We start from the raw sequence: 17,775 nt of genomic DNA on the forward strand, positions 1-17,775 counted from the left end.
AACTTTTATGAAGAATGAAATATCATTATTTTTTAGAATTTCAAAGACTGTTGTTTAGCTCAAATTTATATCATTTTAAGTATAAAGATAACAAATCACTCAACAATTTGCTTTATCAAATTTTTAATATCACTAAAATTTATTTCCTTTGAATTGATTAATTCATTACTAATATTTCTATTCCCAAAAACTATGCTTCTAAACCATCTTTTACATCATTATAAGGTAATTCTAGGGTCTGGGTCGCCACGTCGCAAAGAGCTTCTATCTTCTATGGATATAGAGTTCGAACAGCGTATCAGAGACGTAAACGAAGATATTTTATCCGATTGGAAAACAAAAGAAGTTGCTCAAAAACTAGCTGAACGAAAAGCCTTAGCACAACAGAACGAACTAAAAGAAAAAGAGGTGGATTTTCTGAATGAAGTTTTGATTACCTCAGATACAATTGTAGTCATTGGAGACAAAATTTTGAACAAGCCTCAAAATCGTTTTGAAGCTAAAGAGATGCTAAACCTTCTTTCTGGAAAAAAGCATTTAGTGATTACAGGAGTTTGTATTTGTACGAAATCCAAATTACATAGCTTCTCTGATGAAACAGAAGTGTTCTTTAAAGAACTGACTCAAAATGAGATTGATTATTATATCCAAAAATATAAACCTTTTGATAAGGCAGGTTCGTATGGAGCGCAAGAATGGCTCGGAATGATAGCAGTAGAAAAAATAAATGGAAGTTATTTCAATGTAATGGGATTGCCTGTGCAGAAGTTATACAAAGAGTGGGTGGAGTTTCTAACTTAGAGAGACAAACATTTTTATTTTCTCTGAACCATTATTTTATTATAAAGATTGATAGTTAAGACACTTTATTATTTTACATTTGCAACTAAATTTTAACGTAAAAAAAATATTTTAGATAGTAAAAAACAAATAAACTTTTTTTATGGTAAATAAAAAAATCTTATAATCGGTATTTTATCTACATCAAAATAAATAAATAAGATTTGCAAAAATTAATAAAATAAGCGAATTTGCAGAAGAAAGAAGTGTCTTAAATTCGACACTCTTAAAAAAATCCTATTCCCGTTACTTATTAATAATTAAAATATGCCTTTCCAAAACCTACTAAAAAGTGTGGTAGGAATGTGTGTGTGTCTTTTTCTAGTATTTTTTTTACCATCTTCATATGCCTTTTCCCAACATCATATAAGTATTGGTTCGAATCCACCAGAAAACACCTTCCAAAACGCACTTGACCTTTTTGAACAGCAACATTATGAAGCTGCTCAAAAAATATTTTCTTCTTACATAACCTCTGAAACCCCTTCTTTTTCACTTCAAAATAAGCTTACTAAAAGAGTTGAAGCTATTTATTATCTTCGATTGTGCGAACTCTACCTCAAAAAAACGTATGCAGAAGCAAATAGTATTGAATTTATTAATCAATATGAGCAGACACTTTATGCTGATAATCTCAAACTCGCTTTAGCAAATTCTTTTTATGAAGAAGCAAACTATCGCCGAGCAGCTTATTATTTTGCGCCTTTAGAAAAATCTCGCCCCACTACAAAGGAAGAACTAGAAATTAATTTTCGCTTGGCATATTCTTATTTCAAAATAAAGAGAAAAAGAGAAGCATTACAGACATTTTCATCTCTACAATCTAAGAATAATGAATATTACGCACAAGCTAGTTATTATATAGGCTTTATCAATTATGAATTAGGAAGCTTTCAAGAAGCCATAAAATATCTCAATCAAGCAAAGTCAGATACAAAATATACTGAAAGTGCAAACAAGCTTATAGCTAAATCGTATTACAGCTTAGAAGACTGTCAGAGTTTGAGTGATTTTGTTTCCTCTATCGCAAACGAAAAACATGATATAGAACTTTTTTATTACGCTGCTCAATGTGCCTATCTTAATGAAGAGTTTGACTTGGCGTATGAATGGTTTGGACGTTATAAGCGAAATAGCAAACAGCTTTCAGATTCCGTTGCTTATCAATACCTTAATACGCTTTATGTAACAGAAAGATACGACGAGTTTTTGGACTACCAAACATCATTTCTTGCTGGTGGTACTTTTTATTCGCCTATTTTGCTTATGAAAGCAAGTATTTACGAAAAACAAAGTAATTATAAAAAAGCAGCTTCTACCTACGACGAATTAGCAGCCTACAACCCTTCTGATGCTGAAAAAGTATATTTTTCTAAACTAAAAAATCTGTATTTATCCGAAGAGTATGATTTTTTGATTACAGAAAGTAAAGCATTTGAAAGTAAATTTCCTCAGAGTATTTATTTATCAGAAATAACTTTATTTACAGCAAATGCACTAGCCGTACGTCAAGGTTCTAAAATAGCTATGTCATATTTGAAAGCTAGAAATGCTACTACGAATCAAGAAAAAATCAAAGAAACGTATGTTCATTTGGCTCTACAATCTATCAAAGAGCTTTTCAATCAGTCTTCTTATGATGAGATGAGCGAAATGATTAGCCAGTTCAAAAATGAAATACAACTCAATGATTCTCTTCAAAATTTTGTCAATTTTTATACAGCCGAAGCTCTTTTACAGACTCAAAAAGTAGGTAAAGCAGAATCTTATTATAAAAAAATACCAGCTTCTAGTCGTTTTTATGCTGATGCTAAATACGGAATGGGAGTTATTAACTTTAATAAAGCGAGTTATAGTAGTGCAGCCAAACAACAATCACTTATTCTGTTGGAAGAATATTTATCTACTCCAACAGGAATTGTAAGAGAAAAAGCTGTTGATGCACTTACTCGTGTAGCAACTATTTATGCTGCAAATAAGCATTATGAAGAGGCAGAAGTTAATTTTATGAAAGCCTTAAATTTGGGAGATTCTGAAACTGAATATATCAATTTTGCTTTAGGACAAGTTTATTTTGTTCAGACTAACTATTCAAAAGCTATATATCAGTTTGATAAGGTTATGCGAATGCCTAACTCTCTCTACACCCAATATTCGCAACTAATGAAAATAGCAATTTATGAAAATCAAGCCAATCGCAAACAAGTAATAGCTCTTTCAAATGACTTTATCAAACGTTATCCACAAAGTGAAAAGTTGAGTGAGGCTTTACTCAGTCGTGGAAATGCAAAGGCTGAACTTAAACAATACAAGAGTGCAATTAATGATTATACAGCATTGATTATGAATTACCCTACTTCTAAAGATGCAGTTTCTGCTTTGAATGCTTTAGGAAATTTCCCAGACCTTTATAACATAGAAGTCGAAAATTTAGAAGAGCTTAGAGGTATTTATGCAAGTCATAATTCAAACTATAACCCCAATAATAAAAATAATATTGCTACTACTACAAACTCAAATCCTGCTGCTATGGCAGTTATTCAGAAAGAATTTGATGTAGGATTCAATCTTTATAAAAGTAACGATATTTCGGCTGCAATAATTAAGTTTAGAGATATTGTCAGTAAGAATGAAATTGCAGGAACTATCTATTATGACCAAATTCATTATTATTTAGGCAAAAGTTATGAGAAATACGGTGATAATTTTCAAGCAATAAAAAACTTGCAACGAGTAGGAGGAAAACTCCAAACCAGTGCGCTTTCAGATATAGGAGATATTGAGTTTAATAGAGAAAACTACAATAGTGCTATCACAAGCTATGAGGGTTTGGCAAAGATAGCTCCTAATGATGCAATACGTGTAATGGCGTGGGAAAAACTTACCAAAACATACTACATGCAAGAAGATTATGAAACAGCAAATGACTACTTAGCTATCATTCGTAATAAAAAAGCAAATGCAAATAATGATTTTGTTCGTTTGTATGAAAGTAAGATTTTAGCAGGGCTACAACAAATAGACGAAGCAATTGAGGGCTTTTCAAAATTAGGAAATGACAGACAAGCAAATCCGAAATATGCCTCTGAAGCACTCTATGAATTAGCAGAACTTATGCACTCTATTGGAGATAATCAGAGCGCAAAATCTATCTTACAAGATTTGAGAAATCAATTTGCAGAACAGAAAGAAACACAACAGAAAGCAAATAAATTAGCTTTAAAAATTGACTAAGTAGTTCAAACCCTAAGGGTCTTGAAGACCCTTAGGGTTTCGAAAAATTGTAACAGAACTTTTACTAGTGTGTTATCGCAACGACATCAACAAAGACAAATAAATTCACTTGAAATTCTATCCCAACCTAACAAAATAGCTTACTTCCATTATGAAAAAAATAGCTACAAAAATACTTACTATTTATTTTTTTATTCATTTACTGACATTCTTTTCATCAGACTTTGGACAAAATGTTTTTGCTCAAGGACAAGCAGAGCTAGAACAAGATAATTTGAATTATGATAAAATAAATGAATTTGAACTGATAGCCAAACCTCCTATCAAAACAAACGCTGAAATTACTCCTCTTCCAACACTACAAGTTTCGAAAGATGCAGAGATTGATTTTAGTAAAACAGTTGCTTTCAATAGGCTGACTTTTAGAGAAATTCCGAACGAACTTGCTCCAACAATTCCGAAAGAAACCTTTGGAAATTATGTAAAAGCTGGTTTTGGAAATTATATAACACCTTATTTTGAGGGTTTTTATAGTCGTGATATAAATGAAAGAAATAAATTAGGTGTTTTTGCTCATCATCTTTCATCAATGAATGGCGTTGTTGATGGTCAGAATTCAGGATACGGGAATACGAATGTATTGCTTTTTTCAGAGCATAAGAAAGAGAATTTTGTTTTGGCTTCTTCTATCAATTATAATTTAGAGAGAGTTCATTATTATGGTTATAATCAAGATGTAGAAACTCCAGCTAAAGAAGATATTAGACAAACTTATCATAGGTTAGAAACTAAAATTGATTTGTCTTCCTTGCCCAAAAAAGATGAATTTGGAGATGCTAGTGCTGATAAATTAGCATATAAAGTTTCAGTAGGCTTTAATTATTTTGCTGCTAGAAATGATGTAAGTGAATGGCAAATACCTCTTATTGGTAGAATTTCTTATTCTCTTTCTACAAAATCAAAACTAAATTTTGAGTCAGAATTTCATCAGACACAACAAAACAGTATTTTTATTGATACAGATAATCAAAATGTAGAAGTAACCAATGATAGAATGTTGGCTAGTTTTTCTCCTTCCTACAATTTCTCTACTGAAAAACTGACACTAAATATAGGAGCTGGAATAGCATATAGTTCGGATTCTTTATTAGAAAACTCAACAGGAAACAGTCTTTTTTTCTATCCAAATATTGATTTCTCTTATCAACTCGCTAAGGACAAATTTTGGGTTTTAGGAGAAATAAGTGGAGGCGTGAAACCTCAATTTTTGAGAATGCTGACTGTTCAGAATCCTTTTCTAGCTTCTCTCCAACCACTTAGTCATACTTTTTCGCAAGTGGACGCAAACTTAGCTCTTCAAGCAAAAATTAATAAAAACCTAAAAGCAAATGCAGAAATAGGATTTGCTATGTATGATAATATGCCATTTTTTGCGTCTTCTGTATCAGATTCTTCACAATTTAGTTTATTGTACGATAAAGTGAATGTTATGCGTTTGGGAATTTCGTCTTCTTATCAAAAAAATAATTTGAATGCTCGTCTGTCAGCTAATTATTTTGATTATTCCCTCACAGACTTGGAAGTTGCTCATCATCGCCCTACTTTTCAAACAAGTTTGAGCGTGGGTTATACATTTATAGAAAAACTCAAAACAGAACTTACGTTACAACAGCTTTTTGGAATCAAAACTCAAAACCCTGTTTCTGAAACAGTGTATGACTTGAAACCAATCAATGATTTGAGTGTTGCAGTTTCTTATAAGTTTAATGACCGAATTTCTGCCTTTGCAAATGGATATAATCTAATTGGACAGAATTACCAACGCTTTGTTTATTATCCAAATAATGGAATTACAGTTATCGTAGGGGGAAAATATATCTTTTAGAAATAAATTGAACGGTTTGTCCTAAACAGGGCATGTTCATAAAAACTTTGTCAGTAGTTTTTGGTAATCCAAAATAACTCTGACAATAGTTTAGGTACAGACGAGCTTATTTTTCCAACTACTGACAGCCTTCTGAAAGGACTGTCAAAGTTAAAAAAATACTATAACTTATTTGATTAAACATATTCACAAGCTCAATTATTTTTTATGAACATGCCCTGTTGCCCTAAACTAACCGTTCAATTTATTATATTCGTAATTGTTACTTGACTTAGTCTTTCTTAATTTTAGAATTGGCACGAACACGAAAGAAAACATAAACAGGAACTAACAAAAGAATTGTATAAACCTGCCACCCTAAATCTTTTCCTCCACTGCCTAAATTAGCAAAAATATAAGCTGCACCACCTAATAAAGCAACTAAAACGACCACAGACATATTGCCAAAAAGTGTTTTGCGTTTTTCTTTTGCTCTTCCAAACGAACCTCTCAAAATAGAATTCTCTTGATTGTAATCGCTTAATTCTTTTACTTCTTGCTCTGCCTCTTCTTTCTCTAACTTCTTCAATCTTTCTTCTGCCTCTGTCCAGCGTTTGCGTTTCTCAAAATCTTCTTTATCTGGATTGTAAAAGCGAGGTTGAAATTCAAATTTCTTGTGTTTGGGAAGACGTGCTGATTTTTTGAACATAAGATTATCGTTTTTTTAATGAATCACTCTACTATAAAAATACTTTAAAGACCAAAAAGTAACGGAATACTGTAAAATTAGTAGATTTTTGATAAAACTAAAAAAAGATGACTCACCTATAATTTATCATTCATCAAGTGTTATCACAGTTATTTTTGTATTTTGAGTGGTTAGAGTTTACTAAAAACTAATTTACGAAAGTCATAAAAAAAACGCTTTATCCTATTCAGAATAAAGCGTTTTTGAATTTGTTTTTATTAATCCCATTTCAAATGACTTCTCACTTCGTCATCTTCTGGGTTCGTTTTTTTGATAGAACTTTCCTCATCATATTCTCTATCAAACTGTGTAAAGTCATAATTTGGCATCAGTTCAGTTTTTACATGATCGACTACCTCTGTAAGTCCTGCTATAATTTTGTTGAAATCTTCTTTATACAAAAAGACTTTGTGCTTTTCAAAAAAATGACTTCCATTATTACGAAATACTTTCTTACTCTCTGTTAGCGTAATATAATAATCTTCTTCCCAACGTGTAGGCTTCACATCTATAAAATAGGTACGTTTTCCTGCACGTACTTTTTTTGAAAAAACAGTTTCGTTGTGATAATTAGGTTTAGAATAATCGTTGTTTTTTTCTTGCTCATCGTCAAAATACTCACTCATCTTTAGTTATTTTTTTAAATGGTTATAAAACTAGTATTTAGTTAAATACTGATTAAATTTTTGAAATAGAAATATATGTTAAGACTCCAAATATATTAAAAACTATTTCTTTTTGAAAAATAAAGACTTGAAAAACTAGATATTTGAGAATAGGTCTTATTAAAACTATATACTAAACCTTATCACGGTTTGTATTAAGGTAGTTCAGACATCTTGTCTGAACATAAAAAGTAGTATTTTGTCCTATCCAGCAGTCTGAAAGACTGTTATACAAAAATAACCGTGATAACCTTTGCTACTATGCACTTTTTTTGAGATTAAACTTTTTTGATAAACAATAGCTAATCTACAATATGGATGTTTTGATGCTTACAAGATGACTGAATTATTTTTTAAAATAAAAAGCTTCTACGATTAATTTGAATAACTTAAACTCTCAAAAATGCAAACTCTGACACAAATAGACTGGGACAATTATAGACTAAAAGGCGATAAAATAGCTGATGAAATAGTAGCGAAAACACAAGAGCTAAATGAATGGAAACACCTACGAAAAGTAATTACGATTCAATGGGGAGACAACCAAGACCTACCTGATGATTTGCCTGATTTTATACAGAGTTATTTTACAGAAAATGCTATTCTTCCTCCAAATGCTAATCAAGAAAAAATAGCGAAGGGACAAGAGTTTTTTCAAAAAAATGCAGAAGATTGTTTGAGCCTTTTAGGTACAATGTCATTGCCGTATTGTTATGCTGCTGCTGATGGAGCGCAAGTATTGTATTTTTCAGAAAGAATGCGAAATGATGCACAAAAAAGACTTTTAGAGACGGCTCGTTTTGTTTTTGAAGTCAATCAAACAGATAGTTTGAAGCCAAACGGACTTGCTTTTATTACTATTTTGAAAGTTAGGTTATTACATGCCACCATTCGTTTTCATGTCAAAAATCATAAAGATTGGAATATGAAATGGGGTTTACCTATCAATCAAGAAGATTTAATGGGAACAAATATTGCTTTTTCATCTATTGTTTTGCGTGGACTTAGAAAGTTAGGTAATAAATATACAAACCAAGATGCAGAAGATTATTTACACCTTTGGTATGTGGTGGGGCAGCTTTTAGGCATTGATAAAAAAATACTTCCTCAAACGATGAAAGAAGCCGTTTTTCTTTCTCAGAATACAGAAATACGCCACTTTAAATCTTCTCATGAAGGAAAAGTATTGACCCAAACTCTACTTTCCCATTTTGATGATATTCTGCCTCCTATTGTTCCTAGAAGTTATATCAACAGTTATATGCGTTTTCTTTTAGGAGATAGAGTTTGTGATTTGTTAGGCGTTCCTGCTGCAAACTGGACAAAATATATGGTACAAGCAATGCCAATTATTGCAACTATGAAAGCTAGTTTTGGAAAAGCTCCTCATGCTGTTCGTTCGTATTGGGAAGCACGTAATATGATTGCACAACAAAAGTAAAAAAACTCTATCCCTCTTCAGCTTTTTTACTTTCTTCGGCAAGTTGCTTCAAAAGTGGCGCACGTTCTACTCTTTCTTCTAATGAAATAAATGTTTCTGTTCTGACAATACCAGCAACCTTTTGGATTTTGTCGTGCAAAACTTCTCTCAAATGCTTGGTATCTTTACAAATAATTTTTGCAAAAATACTATAAGCACCTGTTGTATAATGCAGACTCAAAATTTCTGGAATTTTAGATAACTGCTCAACAGCTTCATCATACATAGAACTTCTTTCCAAATAAATACCCAAAAAAGCTGTAACATCATATCCTAATTTGGCATAATCAATCGTAAGGGCAGCTCCTTTTACAATACCCAAATCTTGCATTTTTTTCATTCTGACGTGTACTGTTCCACCAGAAACAAATACTCTATCAGCAACTTCTGTATAAGGCAATTTGGCATCATCTGTAAGCTCAGACAAGATGCGAAGGTCGCAACTATCGATTTGAGAATTTTTACTCATTTTTTTATTATGTTGTTGTAATTTTCCTAAAAAATACAAGAAATATTGCGAATTGCCTAAATATCTGCAAAATATTTTGCAAAAGTTTTAGAATACAAAAAAAAATAGTATGTTTGCATAACGAATTAAGAATTTTAGTTCATCTAAAAACTTAATTTAGACCCTATATAGTAGGGCGTGTGTTTTATGTGTTGTTTATTGGTTAAGGTCAAAAAGGCATTGCTACTGGCAGTGCCTTTTTTGTTGTGCCTTATTTTGGATACAGCTTCAAAGGTACGAATTAAGTCTTATTACGATTTTAAATTTGATAAATAAAGAATTTGAGTTTTGAGAGTATTTTTCTATTTTTATAAAAAACCAAAATAGAGAATATATAATCATCACCAAATTATGCCAGATTTACCAGAAGACTCTCCTCGTAACCCTGATGGAGAAACACCTGACTTAAACGCTAAAGCAAAAGATTTAAACTGTAAAGATTGTGGAGCAACTCTTACTTATGCTCCCGGAACTACTGTTTTGAAATGTCAATACTGTGGTGCAGAAAATGAAATTGCTCCAGAAGAAGAAGTTGCTATTATAGAAAACGATTTTTATCAAGCACTTCAAGATACTGCCAATAAAGAAGAGCTACAAACATTACAAACTGTTCAGTGCGACGGTTGTGGGGCAAGAACAACGCTCAAACCAAATATAGTTTCTGATGAATGTGCTTTTTGTGGAACTCCTCTAGTAACCTCATCTCCTGAAACAGTAGAAGTATTTCAGCCCAAATCATTATTACCTTTTAATATTGAGCAAAAAGCAGCAGGAACACTTTTTCAAGAGTGGGTTTCTAGTCTTTGGTTTGCTCCAAATGATTTGAAAAAAAGAGCCGAACTTACCGAAAAGTTAAAAGGAATGTATATTCCTTATTGGACATTTGATAGCGATACAGATTCTCGTTATCACGGAATGCGAGGCGATTATTATTATACAACTGAAAATTATACAGACAGTGATGGCAACTCTCAAACTAGGCAAGTGCGTCATACTCGTTGGACGAATGTATCTGGACGAATAGACCATTTCTTTGATGATACATTAGTTTTGGCTAGTAATTCTTTGCCAGAGAAATATGTAGATAAACTTGAACCTTGGGATTTGGAAAAGTTAGCTGGGTATGACGAACGCTATTTGTCTGGTTTTCAAACAGAAACATATCAAGTAGATTTGAAAAGTGGATTTGAAGTTGCGAAAGGTAAAATGGAAACACAAATTCGAACGATGGTTTCGAATGATATTGGAGGAGACGAGCAGCGTGTTGAAAGTATTCAAACCAACCATAATGATATTACTTTTAAGCACATTTTACTCCCTCTTTGGATTAGTGCCTATCGATATAATGACAAAGTATATCGTTTTTTAGTCAATGCTCGTACGGGAGAAGTACAGGGAGAGCGTCCATATAGTGCCATCAAGATAGCATTAACTGTAATTGCTGTGTTGGCTATTCTTGCACTCGTTTTCTTTTTTGCAAGTGGAAAGAAAAGAGCCGATTTATTTGATGGAACTGACTTTGGAAATCTAGCTTACACAGATTCGTACTCTCATTTATTTCAAAATACGTTTCAAAATATTTATTTGAAGGTAGATTTAATAAATCAGTTTATAATGAATGTTGATTTTCTAAACTGGATATAAGAGTAAAATCTGTAAAGCTCATTTATTGGCTTTACAGATTTTTTTAGCTCACTTTATTTTATCTCAATCTCAAAAAAACTTCCCCACTTTTGCTATCCTGCACTTGAAACTGAATTTTAGATTGAATTTCTGAAGGAATAGACACATTTTTTCCAATAACTACAAAATCTAGTTTTTTTTCTTTTACAAAAAGCCATTTCAATGAATCATCACAAATCATTTTTTCATTCAGAATTTGATTTTGTAACTTCTTGTTGAGCCAAACAGCAAAAATATCAGTTTCAGAAAATGAAGAAGTAGCTCTGTTTTGATAGTCTATACAAACCATATCTAAGTTGTAAAAACCTTCTAAACTTGTTTTAAACGCTAGATAACGTCCTTCTATTTCGAAATTTTCGTTTTGATTGAATAACAATTTATCATCATAATAATCAGAAGTGTGTAAAATAGCTCCCCGTTTTAACTCCTTTTTTTGTATTAATTTATTCTCAATGCTATTCAAATAAGTTTGTGAATAAACTTGATTTGGCTGCGTTTCCTTCCAAAACCAGTGCAGCGTAAAACCAAATCCGTACAAGAGCAAAAATGAAAACAAAATTTTTACTTTGCTATTCAGATAATTTTGTTTTGTTATGAAAAAATAAATTATACTCACTTGTATAAATGGCAAGATAAAATTTCTTAAAAACTGGAATCGCTCTTGATGAAATGGAAGCAGAATATAAAAAAGCACTCCTCCCAAAACTCCTCCTATAAAAAATAATATCGCAGATTTCTTCTGAAATGTCCTAAAAAAAAAAATTATTTCTGAATAAAATAGAATAAGAAAGAGAATATAAATCACAAAAAAACCGAATAAATAGAGGGTTAGTTCTTTCAAAATCCCTAACAAACTGATATTACTTTCTGATAATACTAAAATTGAAATATCTATATTAACTACGCTTTGAAAAGACTTAGTAAAGTAATAAAATAGAAAATAGCACAGAGGAATCAAGAAAAAAGCTATGATTTCTAATTTGTATGTTTTTAGAAAAACTAATTTTTGTTGGTGTAATAAAAGAATTCCAATAAAAAAAAGCCCTGTCCAACACGCAGCCCAAAGCGTAGGAGAAACAATCGGAATCATAAAAATTACCCAACTACAAGCTCTATAGTTTTGATTTTGAAAGCATAAAAAAACGGCTATCCAAAAAAAATAATGTTCTGAAAGTCCTGTAAAAATAGAGTTTGTAAGCCAATAAGTAGATTGAAAGCCTTTTATTTCTGTATAAAAAGGAAAATAGATTCCAGCAAGAAAAAGTAATCCAACAGAGTAAAGAAAAACCTTAAAACCTAATTTAAAGTAATTTTTCTGTTCATAAATAGCCAAAATTCCTATCCAAGTACAGATTTGTAATAATGGAATTGTAAAAAGTGAATAGGCAATATATCCAGAAACAGAAAAAATTTTGACAAAAAAAGCAGAAAGCCACAATTCAAAATAATGATAGGGAGTTGTTCCCAAGGCAGCCTTTGAATCTTCATGAAATGCAAAAACAGTTTCATACTTGGAACTCAATAACTGTTCGGACAAACGACCATAAAAAAAAGAATCTTTTGAAGGAATTAGAAAAGTAAAATTATTTCCACCTTCAAAAATAGCAGAAATATCAAAAACAAAAGCAGCATTAAAAAGCCAAATTAAGCTACTTCCAAAAATTAAAATAAAAACTTTATTCTTATCTCTAAAAAAGTAGTTTCGTTTTATGTTCTTTTTACTTTGAAAAACAAAATACACTAAAAAAAATATTGCTGGAAGTAGAACAATTTGAATAGTTTGTCCATTTTTGAAGAAGATTGAAGTTAAGACACTCAGAAAAGAAACAATAAAAAAGAGAAACCAAAAAAGAAAAGTCATATTTTAGAAAGAAATTAGCTAGTTTTGTAGTATAGCATACCCTTTAGGATGCGAAATAAAAAAAATTCTGAAATTAGTGTGAAAAGTCTTAGTCATTCTCTAATAACTTCTATTTCTTCCTTTATCTTATTTTTCACGGTATTTTTGAGTGTTCAAAACTCTGTGATGGCTTTGCCTGTCTTACCTACTGTTGAATCTAGTTCAATTTATCAAACTTTGAGTGAAAAATGGTTGGTTTATGATGAAGATTTGGGAAATTATGTTCCTTACTTACCAACAGTTCATAGCCAATACAGAGCCTTACATTTAATTTTTGATTTCAATAAAAATCTAAGTGATTATGAGAATAATTATTTAGGGATTGCATTACCACAAGGTGCAAAGCTATTTTGGAACACTCGCTTTTCGTCTATTGTTACAAAAAAAGAATACATAGAGATTTCATTTGATAGTCTGATAAATTTATATTCTGATAAAAAAAAACATAAAGATTTTAATGGCTTTTTGATGCTTACTGTTTATCAAGAAAAACCTCAAAATCAAATTCTTGAGTCTTATCCTGCTTATATTCTCACTAAAAGAGATAGTTTTAAAAAAGAAAAAATAGTTGATAAAATAAATATAAATCCGATAACAGTAAAAAAGCCAAATTCACCTATTCCTGATTGGATTTTGATGATAAATTGGTTTATGGTCGGAATTATTGTTGTTTTTTCGGTAGTTGTCCATCCAATTATAGGAACAGAAGCCTTTGGAGAATCATGGAGTTATTTTTTTAGACCTGCCAAAACATTCAAAAGAACAGAACTATTACCTCAAATTGGTTATGTAGTCTATTTTAGTTTAGTAATGGGTTTTGTATGGATTTTTTATAGTTATGTAGAACTTTACGGAACGACTACAAATAGTTATTTTATCATCAAAAATAGTCTTTTGTCTTTTATCTTGAATTGGCTTTATGCTGCTTTTTGGTGTTTGTGTATTGCTGCTTTTAGATTGTTTTGGATTCAGTTAATGGGTAAGCTTTTTTTCAAAAGTAGTCAAATTAGTGAACAACACATACAAGCTTTAACCTTAGGAAATTCATTTGTGATGAGTGTAATCTTTGTAGCAACAATATTATTTTCCTTCCTAATTAGTTCCTTTTATAGTCCTTCTTCAGATACACTACTCGCCACTACAAATAGTTCTTTTCTCTATTATTTTGTTTTATTAGTTACTATTTCTATCCTAACTCACACTTTATTAGTTAGTTATTATTTGTTTACACGAACAAATGCTGGTAAGTTGTATCTTTTTTCGTACCTTTGCGCCACCGAAATAATTCCTCTTTTGATTGCCTCAAAATGGATTATCTCAGTTTCTTAGTTTATTCTCAATTAATTCAGTCAATTTTATTTTTTTTAGTTAAATACAATTTTTAGTTAAAAAAATAAAATTACTTACATTACAAAGTTTTGATGGGAATAAATAAATTTTTACAGATTTTAGACTCGTTTCTAATTCTGTGTTTATAGTTTGCGTAAATATAAATTATTTTCTGAATAAATTGCTATTTAATTACTGATTTATTGATGAGATAGATACGTTTAGTTTATACAAACAGTTTTAGTCGTAGTTTTTAACAAACCAATTTTTGCAACGATATGGCAAACGAAGCGAATGCCTCACACCCAACACCTGCACCTAAGCAAATTCGTAGTGTATTGATTTCTCAACCTGCTCCTTTGACTGACAAATCTCCTTATCACGACCTTTCACAAAGGTATGATGTAAAGGTTGATTTCAGACAGTTTATTGAAGTGCAGCCTGTCTCTTTACGTGAGTTTAGAAAGCAACGAGTAGATATTTTAGACCATACAGCAGTAATTTTCACAAGTAGAAATGCTGTGGATCATTTTTTTACACTTTGTAAAGGGTTAAAGATTACTATTCCTGATGACATGAAATATTTTTGTGTCTCAGAACAAACTGCTATTTATCTCCCTAAATATATAAATCTTCGTAAGCGCAAACTTTTTGTAGGGGAGCGCACAGCAGCAGACTTGAACAAAGTCATTGCAAAACATAAAAAGGAAAAATTCTTATTTCCTTGTTCTGATATTCGTAGAGATGATATTCCTTCTTTTTTAAGAGAAAACGAAATTGAACATTCAGAAGCTGTCATTTATGCTACTGTTTCTAGTGATTTGTCAGACTTGGAGAATGTAAATTATGATGTAATTGCATTTTTTAGTCCTTCGGGAATAAAATCTTTATTTGATAATTTTCCTAAATTCAAGCAAAAAACTACTCGTATTGCAGCTTTTGGCCCTACAACTGCACAAGCAGTAAGAGATCACAACCTGCGTTTGGATATTGAAGCACCTCTTCCGAATGCGCCTTCTATGACAGGAGCAATCGAACAATATATTCGTAAAATGAAAGAAGAATTAGGAATTGAGTAGATTCAATTAAAAATTACGGATTACGGATTACGGATTACGGAATCTCACTAATTCTAAAAACTCCCTTTTCAAAATTTCAATTTATTTGACTTTTGAGAAGGGAGTTTTTGTATTAGATTATTTTGAAAATTGTTTTGAAAAATTAGAGAAGTTGTGTTCTATTCTTAAAAACAATTTCATTGATTAAAAATAGTTGATTAAAATGATTTTAGAAAACCACTTTCCAACAACAGAAATTTCAAATTTGATTAAAGAGTTTTATTTTGCTCATATTCCTGCTGATTCAGAGGTAAAATATAAACCTATTATTGATGATGGGTGCTATGATTTTATTTTCTTCAAGGAAAAACAAACAGAATTCGAATGTGGAATCAAAAAACAAATTATTCCTGTTGAGTTTGATACGTTTACAATCAGCTTGTCTAATCCTCCTTACAAGCTCAAATTTGATAATTCTATCACTTTTTTTACGATAAAAGTTCAACCGTGGCTCAACGCTTCATTTTTTCCTATTCAATCTCAAAAAGGAATTATTGATTTAAAAACAATTTATGGAAATGAAATTATTGAGCTGCACAAGAAATTATTCAAAATCAATAATTTTGAAAAGCAGAAAAAATTAGCTACTTCATTTATTAAAAAACACACACCCATACCAACTCCAACTATTCATTTTGTAAAAAATATTTGTCAAGAAGTGTATAAGAAAAAAGGTGTTACATCAGTTCAAAAGTTAGCCGAAAAGTTTGAAGTTAGCAGACAGGAAATCAATAAATTATTTAAAGATGAAGTTACTTATACACTCAAAAAATTTATTGTCATTGTGCGAATAGTGGCAGTTATCAAACACAAAATAAAGCATCCAAAGCTTTCTTATACAGCCTTGAGTTATGAATTTGGTTATTTTGACCAAGCTCATTTCAATAATGATTTCAAGAGGATTTGTGGCGTCTCGCCTTCGAAGTTTTTTAAAGAATTGCCTCCTTTTTTGGATAGACATAAATAAATTTTACCATTTTTACAATTTTTTGTCTAGGTAATCTTGTTTTTTTGTGATTTAATTCTAATCACGTAAAAATCAAATTCGACTATGCAATCAATACTTTTTCAATCCAAAAAGGTTAGTTTATTTCTTATCTTTTTTATTCTTTGCTCCTGTCAGAAAACTCAATATTCTTCTAGTTATAAAAATACTGAAACTAGTTCATTTTCTAAAAATGCTGATGAATATATGACTGCTCTGACAAATTTAGGGCAATTTAATGGTGTTGTTTTGTTAGAAAAAAATGGAAAAGAAGTTTTAAAGAAAGCCTATAACCTTTCAGAAAAACCTGTTGATTCGTTGTCTTCTCTTTGGATAACTTCTCAAAGTCAGTTTGATTTGCGTTCTATTGCCAAACTGTTTGCTAAGGCAAGTATAATCAAGTTAGAAAGTGAAGGAAAACTGAAACAAAGTGATTTTTTGAATAAATATATTTCTGATTTTCCTAATGGAAACAAAATTACACTTGAACATTTAATGCACAATCGTTCGGGTTTGCCACGAGAATTGACTACCAATAATAATAACTGCTTCGACCTTGGTTCAGAAGAAATTATAGCACTAGCAAAAAAAGAAAAATTAGAATTTGAGCCTAATACAGATGAACGTTATTCGAATGTGGGTTTTCAGATTTTGTATTATGTTATTTCACAAATTAGTCAAAAATCATATCATAATTATTTGAAAGAAGCCTTTTTTGAACCTTTGGAAATGACAAATTCAGGAGCGCATTTTGATTTTGATACTTCAAATCTAAAAAAATATGTTTACGGACATTACAAAAAAGACGAACAATTAATTTCTGTTTTAGAATTCCCAAAAGAAGATTGTAAAACAGGTCATTTGTATTCTACTGTTGAGGATTTGAGTAAATTTATTAATTATTTAGGAAACGAACCTTATTTTTCGGATTTAAATGAGGAAAATCAAATCGGACATGCAGGAGGAACACAAGGCAAAAGAGCTTATACTTTCAAAAATTATGAGCAAAATTATAGCTTAACTTTTTTATCGAATTATGATGAAATACCTTTTCAACAAATTGTAGAAGATTTGAAAAAGATTTTGGAAGGAAAACCATATCAGATTCCTAAAGAAATCAATAGAATAGAAATTAAACTTCCTACGACTGTGCTTTCTCGTTACGAAGGAACTTATGATTTTGCAGAAATAGAACATCTACAATTAGAATTTATTTTAGAAGATGGGTATTTAATGGCTTATCAAAATGAAAAACTTAATGGAAAACTCTTTGCTGAAAATGATAGCACCTTTTTTTGGGATAAAAAATCTAAAGAATCTGTAGTTTTTCGTAAAAAAGAGAATGAAGAGTATAAAGCATTATTAGATTTCAAGGGCGTAAGATGGGAAGGGTTGAAAGTAGAGTAAACAAAAAAAACTTG

13 protein-coding genes are annotated in these 17,775 nt (G+C 30.8%); 9 read left to right on the top strand and 4 right to left on the bottom strand.

Going from position 1 to position 17,775, the window contains the following annotated elements; all coding sequences use genetic code 11:
* The first annotated feature begins 192 nt into the window (after nt 1-192).
* From WAF17_RS09915 to WAF17_RS09925, 3 genes are all read left to right on the top strand, one after another.
* Complete coding sequence (locus WAF17_RS09915) at nt 193-801, top strand: Maf family nucleotide pyrophosphatase (RefSeq protein WP_338769472.1); 609 nt, start codon at nt 193-195, stop codon at nt 799-801.
* A gap of 306 nt (nt 802-1,107) precedes the next feature.
* Nucleotides 1,108-4,074: a tetratricopeptide repeat protein gene (locus WAF17_RS09920; protein ID WP_338769474.1), complete on the top strand. Its 2,967-nt coding sequence runs from the start codon at nt 1,108-1,110 to the stop codon at nt 4,072-4,074.
* Nucleotides 4,075-4,225: 151 nt separating this feature from the next.
* Nucleotides 4,226-5,959, top strand: coding sequence for a hypothetical protein (locus WAF17_RS09925; protein ID WP_338769477.1), 1,734 nt, complete (start codon nt 4,226-4,228; stop codon nt 5,957-5,959).
* A gap of 271 nt (nt 5,960-6,230) precedes the next feature.
* On the opposite strand, the gene WAF17_RS09930 is transcribed toward WAF17_RS09925, so the two are convergent.
* Together WAF17_RS09930 and WAF17_RS09935 are read right to left on the bottom strand one after the other, a co-directional pair.
* The gene (locus WAF17_RS09930; protein WP_338769480.1) at nt 6,231-6,647 is read right to left on the bottom strand and encodes a hypothetical protein; all 417 of its coding nucleotides are present in this window, start codon (nt 6,645-6,647) and stop codon (nt 6,231-6,233) included.
* Between the two features lie 257 nt (nt 6,648-6,904).
* Nucleotides 6,905-7,312 carry a DUF3276 family protein gene (locus tag WAF17_RS09935; RefSeq protein WP_338769483.1) on the bottom strand — a complete coding sequence of 136 codons (408 nt, stop codon included), beginning with the start codon at nt 7,310-7,312 and terminating at the stop codon, nt 6,905-6,907.
* Between the two features lie 442 nt (nt 7,313-7,754).
* Here WAF17_RS09935 and WAF17_RS09940 point away from each other — a divergent pair, with 442 nt between their 5' ends.
* Nucleotides 7,755-8,792, top strand: a complete 1,038-nt coding sequence (locus tag WAF17_RS09940) for an oxygenase MpaB family protein (RefSeq protein ID WP_338769486.1) — start codon at nt 7,755-7,757, stop codon at nt 8,790-8,792.
* A gap of 7 nt (nt 8,793-8,799) precedes the next feature.
* On the opposite strand, the gene WAF17_RS09945 is transcribed toward WAF17_RS09940, so the two are convergent.
* The gene (locus WAF17_RS09945) at nt 8,800-9,300 is read right to left on the bottom strand and encodes an Lrp/AsnC ligand binding domain-containing protein (RefSeq protein ID WP_338769489.1); all 501 of its coding nucleotides are present in this window, start codon (nt 9,298-9,300) and stop codon (nt 8,800-8,802) included.
* Between the two features lie 390 nt (nt 9,301-9,690).
* Here WAF17_RS09945 and WAF17_RS09950 point away from each other — a divergent pair, with 390 nt between their 5' ends.
* Nucleotides 9,691-10,983: a hypothetical protein gene (locus WAF17_RS09950; RefSeq protein WP_338769492.1), complete on the top strand. Its 1,293-nt coding sequence runs from the start codon at nt 9,691-9,693 to the stop codon at nt 10,981-10,983.
* 58 nt (nt 10,984-11,041) lie between these two features.
* Here WAF17_RS09950 and WAF17_RS09955 read toward each other — a convergent pair whose 3' ends face one another.
* Entirely contained in the window at nt 11,042-12,883 is a 1,842-nt protein-coding gene (locus WAF17_RS09955; RefSeq protein ID WP_338769494.1) for a hypothetical protein, read from the bottom strand.
* A 48-nt stretch (nt 12,884-12,931) separates the two neighbouring features.
* Between WAF17_RS09955 and WAF17_RS09960 the strand changes: the two genes are divergently transcribed.
* The 4 genes from WAF17_RS09960 to WAF17_RS09975 all read left to right on the top strand — a co-directional run bounded on the left by WAF17_RS09960 (nt 12,932) and on the right by WAF17_RS09975 (nt 17,761).
* Nucleotides 12,932-14,251, top strand: a complete 1,320-nt coding sequence (locus WAF17_RS09960) for a DUF4271 domain-containing protein (protein WP_338769496.1) — start codon at nt 12,932-12,934, stop codon at nt 14,249-14,251.
* A 278-nt stretch (nt 14,252-14,529) separates the two neighbouring features.
* Nucleotides 14,530-15,330, top strand: coding sequence for a uroporphyrinogen-III synthase (locus tag WAF17_RS09965; protein WP_338769498.1), 801 nt, complete (start codon nt 14,530-14,532; stop codon nt 15,328-15,330).
* 202 nt (nt 15,331-15,532) lie between these two features.
* Nucleotides 15,533-16,336, top strand: a complete 804-nt coding sequence (locus WAF17_RS09970) for an AraC family transcriptional regulator (RefSeq protein ID WP_338769500.1) — start codon at nt 15,533-15,535, stop codon at nt 16,334-16,336.
* A gap of 84 nt (nt 16,337-16,420) precedes the next feature.
* Entirely contained in the window at nt 16,421-17,761 is a 1,341-nt protein-coding gene (locus tag WAF17_RS09975) for a serine hydrolase domain-containing protein (protein WP_338769503.1), read from the top strand.
* Nucleotides 17,762-17,775: the final 14 nt, after the last annotated feature.

The organism is Bernardetia sp. ABR2-2B (assembly GCF_037126435.1).
Taxonomy (GTDB): Bacteria; Bacteroidota; Bacteroidia; order Cytophagales; family Bernardetiaceae; genus Bernardetia.

Excerpts from the sequence above, each read along its gene's own strand:
- WAF17_RS09965 (WP_338769498.1), top strand. The coding sequence starts at position 14,530 with ATGGCAAACGAAGCGAATGCCTCACACCCAACACCTGCACCTAAGCAA.
- WAF17_RS09920 (WP_338769474.1), top strand. The coding sequence starts at position 1,108 with ATGCCTTTCCAAAACCTACTAAAAAGTGTGGTAGGAATGTGTGTGTGT.
- WAF17_RS09930 (WP_338769480.1), bottom strand. The coding sequence starts at position 6,647 with ATGTTCAAAAAATCAGCACGTCTTCCCAAACACAAGAAATTTGAATTT.
- WAF17_RS09945 (WP_338769489.1), bottom strand. The coding sequence starts at position 9,300 with ATGAGTAAAAATTCTCAAATCGATAGTTGCGACCTTCGCATCTTGTCT.
- WAF17_RS09935 (WP_338769483.1), bottom strand. The coding sequence starts at position 7,312 with ATGAGTGAGTATTTTGACGATGAGCAAGAAAAAAACAACGATTATTCT.
- WAF17_RS09925 (WP_338769477.1), top strand. The coding sequence starts at position 4,226 with ATGAAAAAAATAGCTACAAAAATACTTACTATTTATTTTTTTATTCAT.
- WAF17_RS09970 (WP_338769500.1), top strand. The coding sequence starts at position 15,533 with ATGATTTTAGAAAACCACTTTCCAACAACAGAAATTTCAAATTTGATT.
- WAF17_RS09915 (WP_338769472.1), top strand. The coding sequence starts at position 193 with ATGCTTCTAAACCATCTTTTACATCATTATAAGGTAATTCTAGGGTCT.
- WAF17_RS09960 (WP_338769496.1), top strand. The coding sequence starts at position 12,932 with ATGCGAAATAAAAAAAATTCTGAAATTAGTGTGAAAAGTCTTAGTCAT.
- WAF17_RS09955 (WP_338769494.1), bottom strand. The coding sequence starts at position 12,883 with ATGACTTTTCTTTTTTGGTTTCTCTTTTTTATTGTTTCTTTTCTGAGT.
- WAF17_RS09940 (WP_338769486.1), top strand. The coding sequence starts at position 7,755 with ATGCAAACTCTGACACAAATAGACTGGGACAATTATAGACTAAAAGGC.
- WAF17_RS09975 (WP_338769503.1), top strand. The coding sequence starts at position 16,421 with ATGCAATCAATACTTTTTCAATCCAAAAAGGTTAGTTTATTTCTTATC.
- WAF17_RS09950 (WP_338769492.1), top strand. The coding sequence starts at position 9,691 with ATGCCAGATTTACCAGAAGACTCTCCTCGTAACCCTGATGGAGAAACA.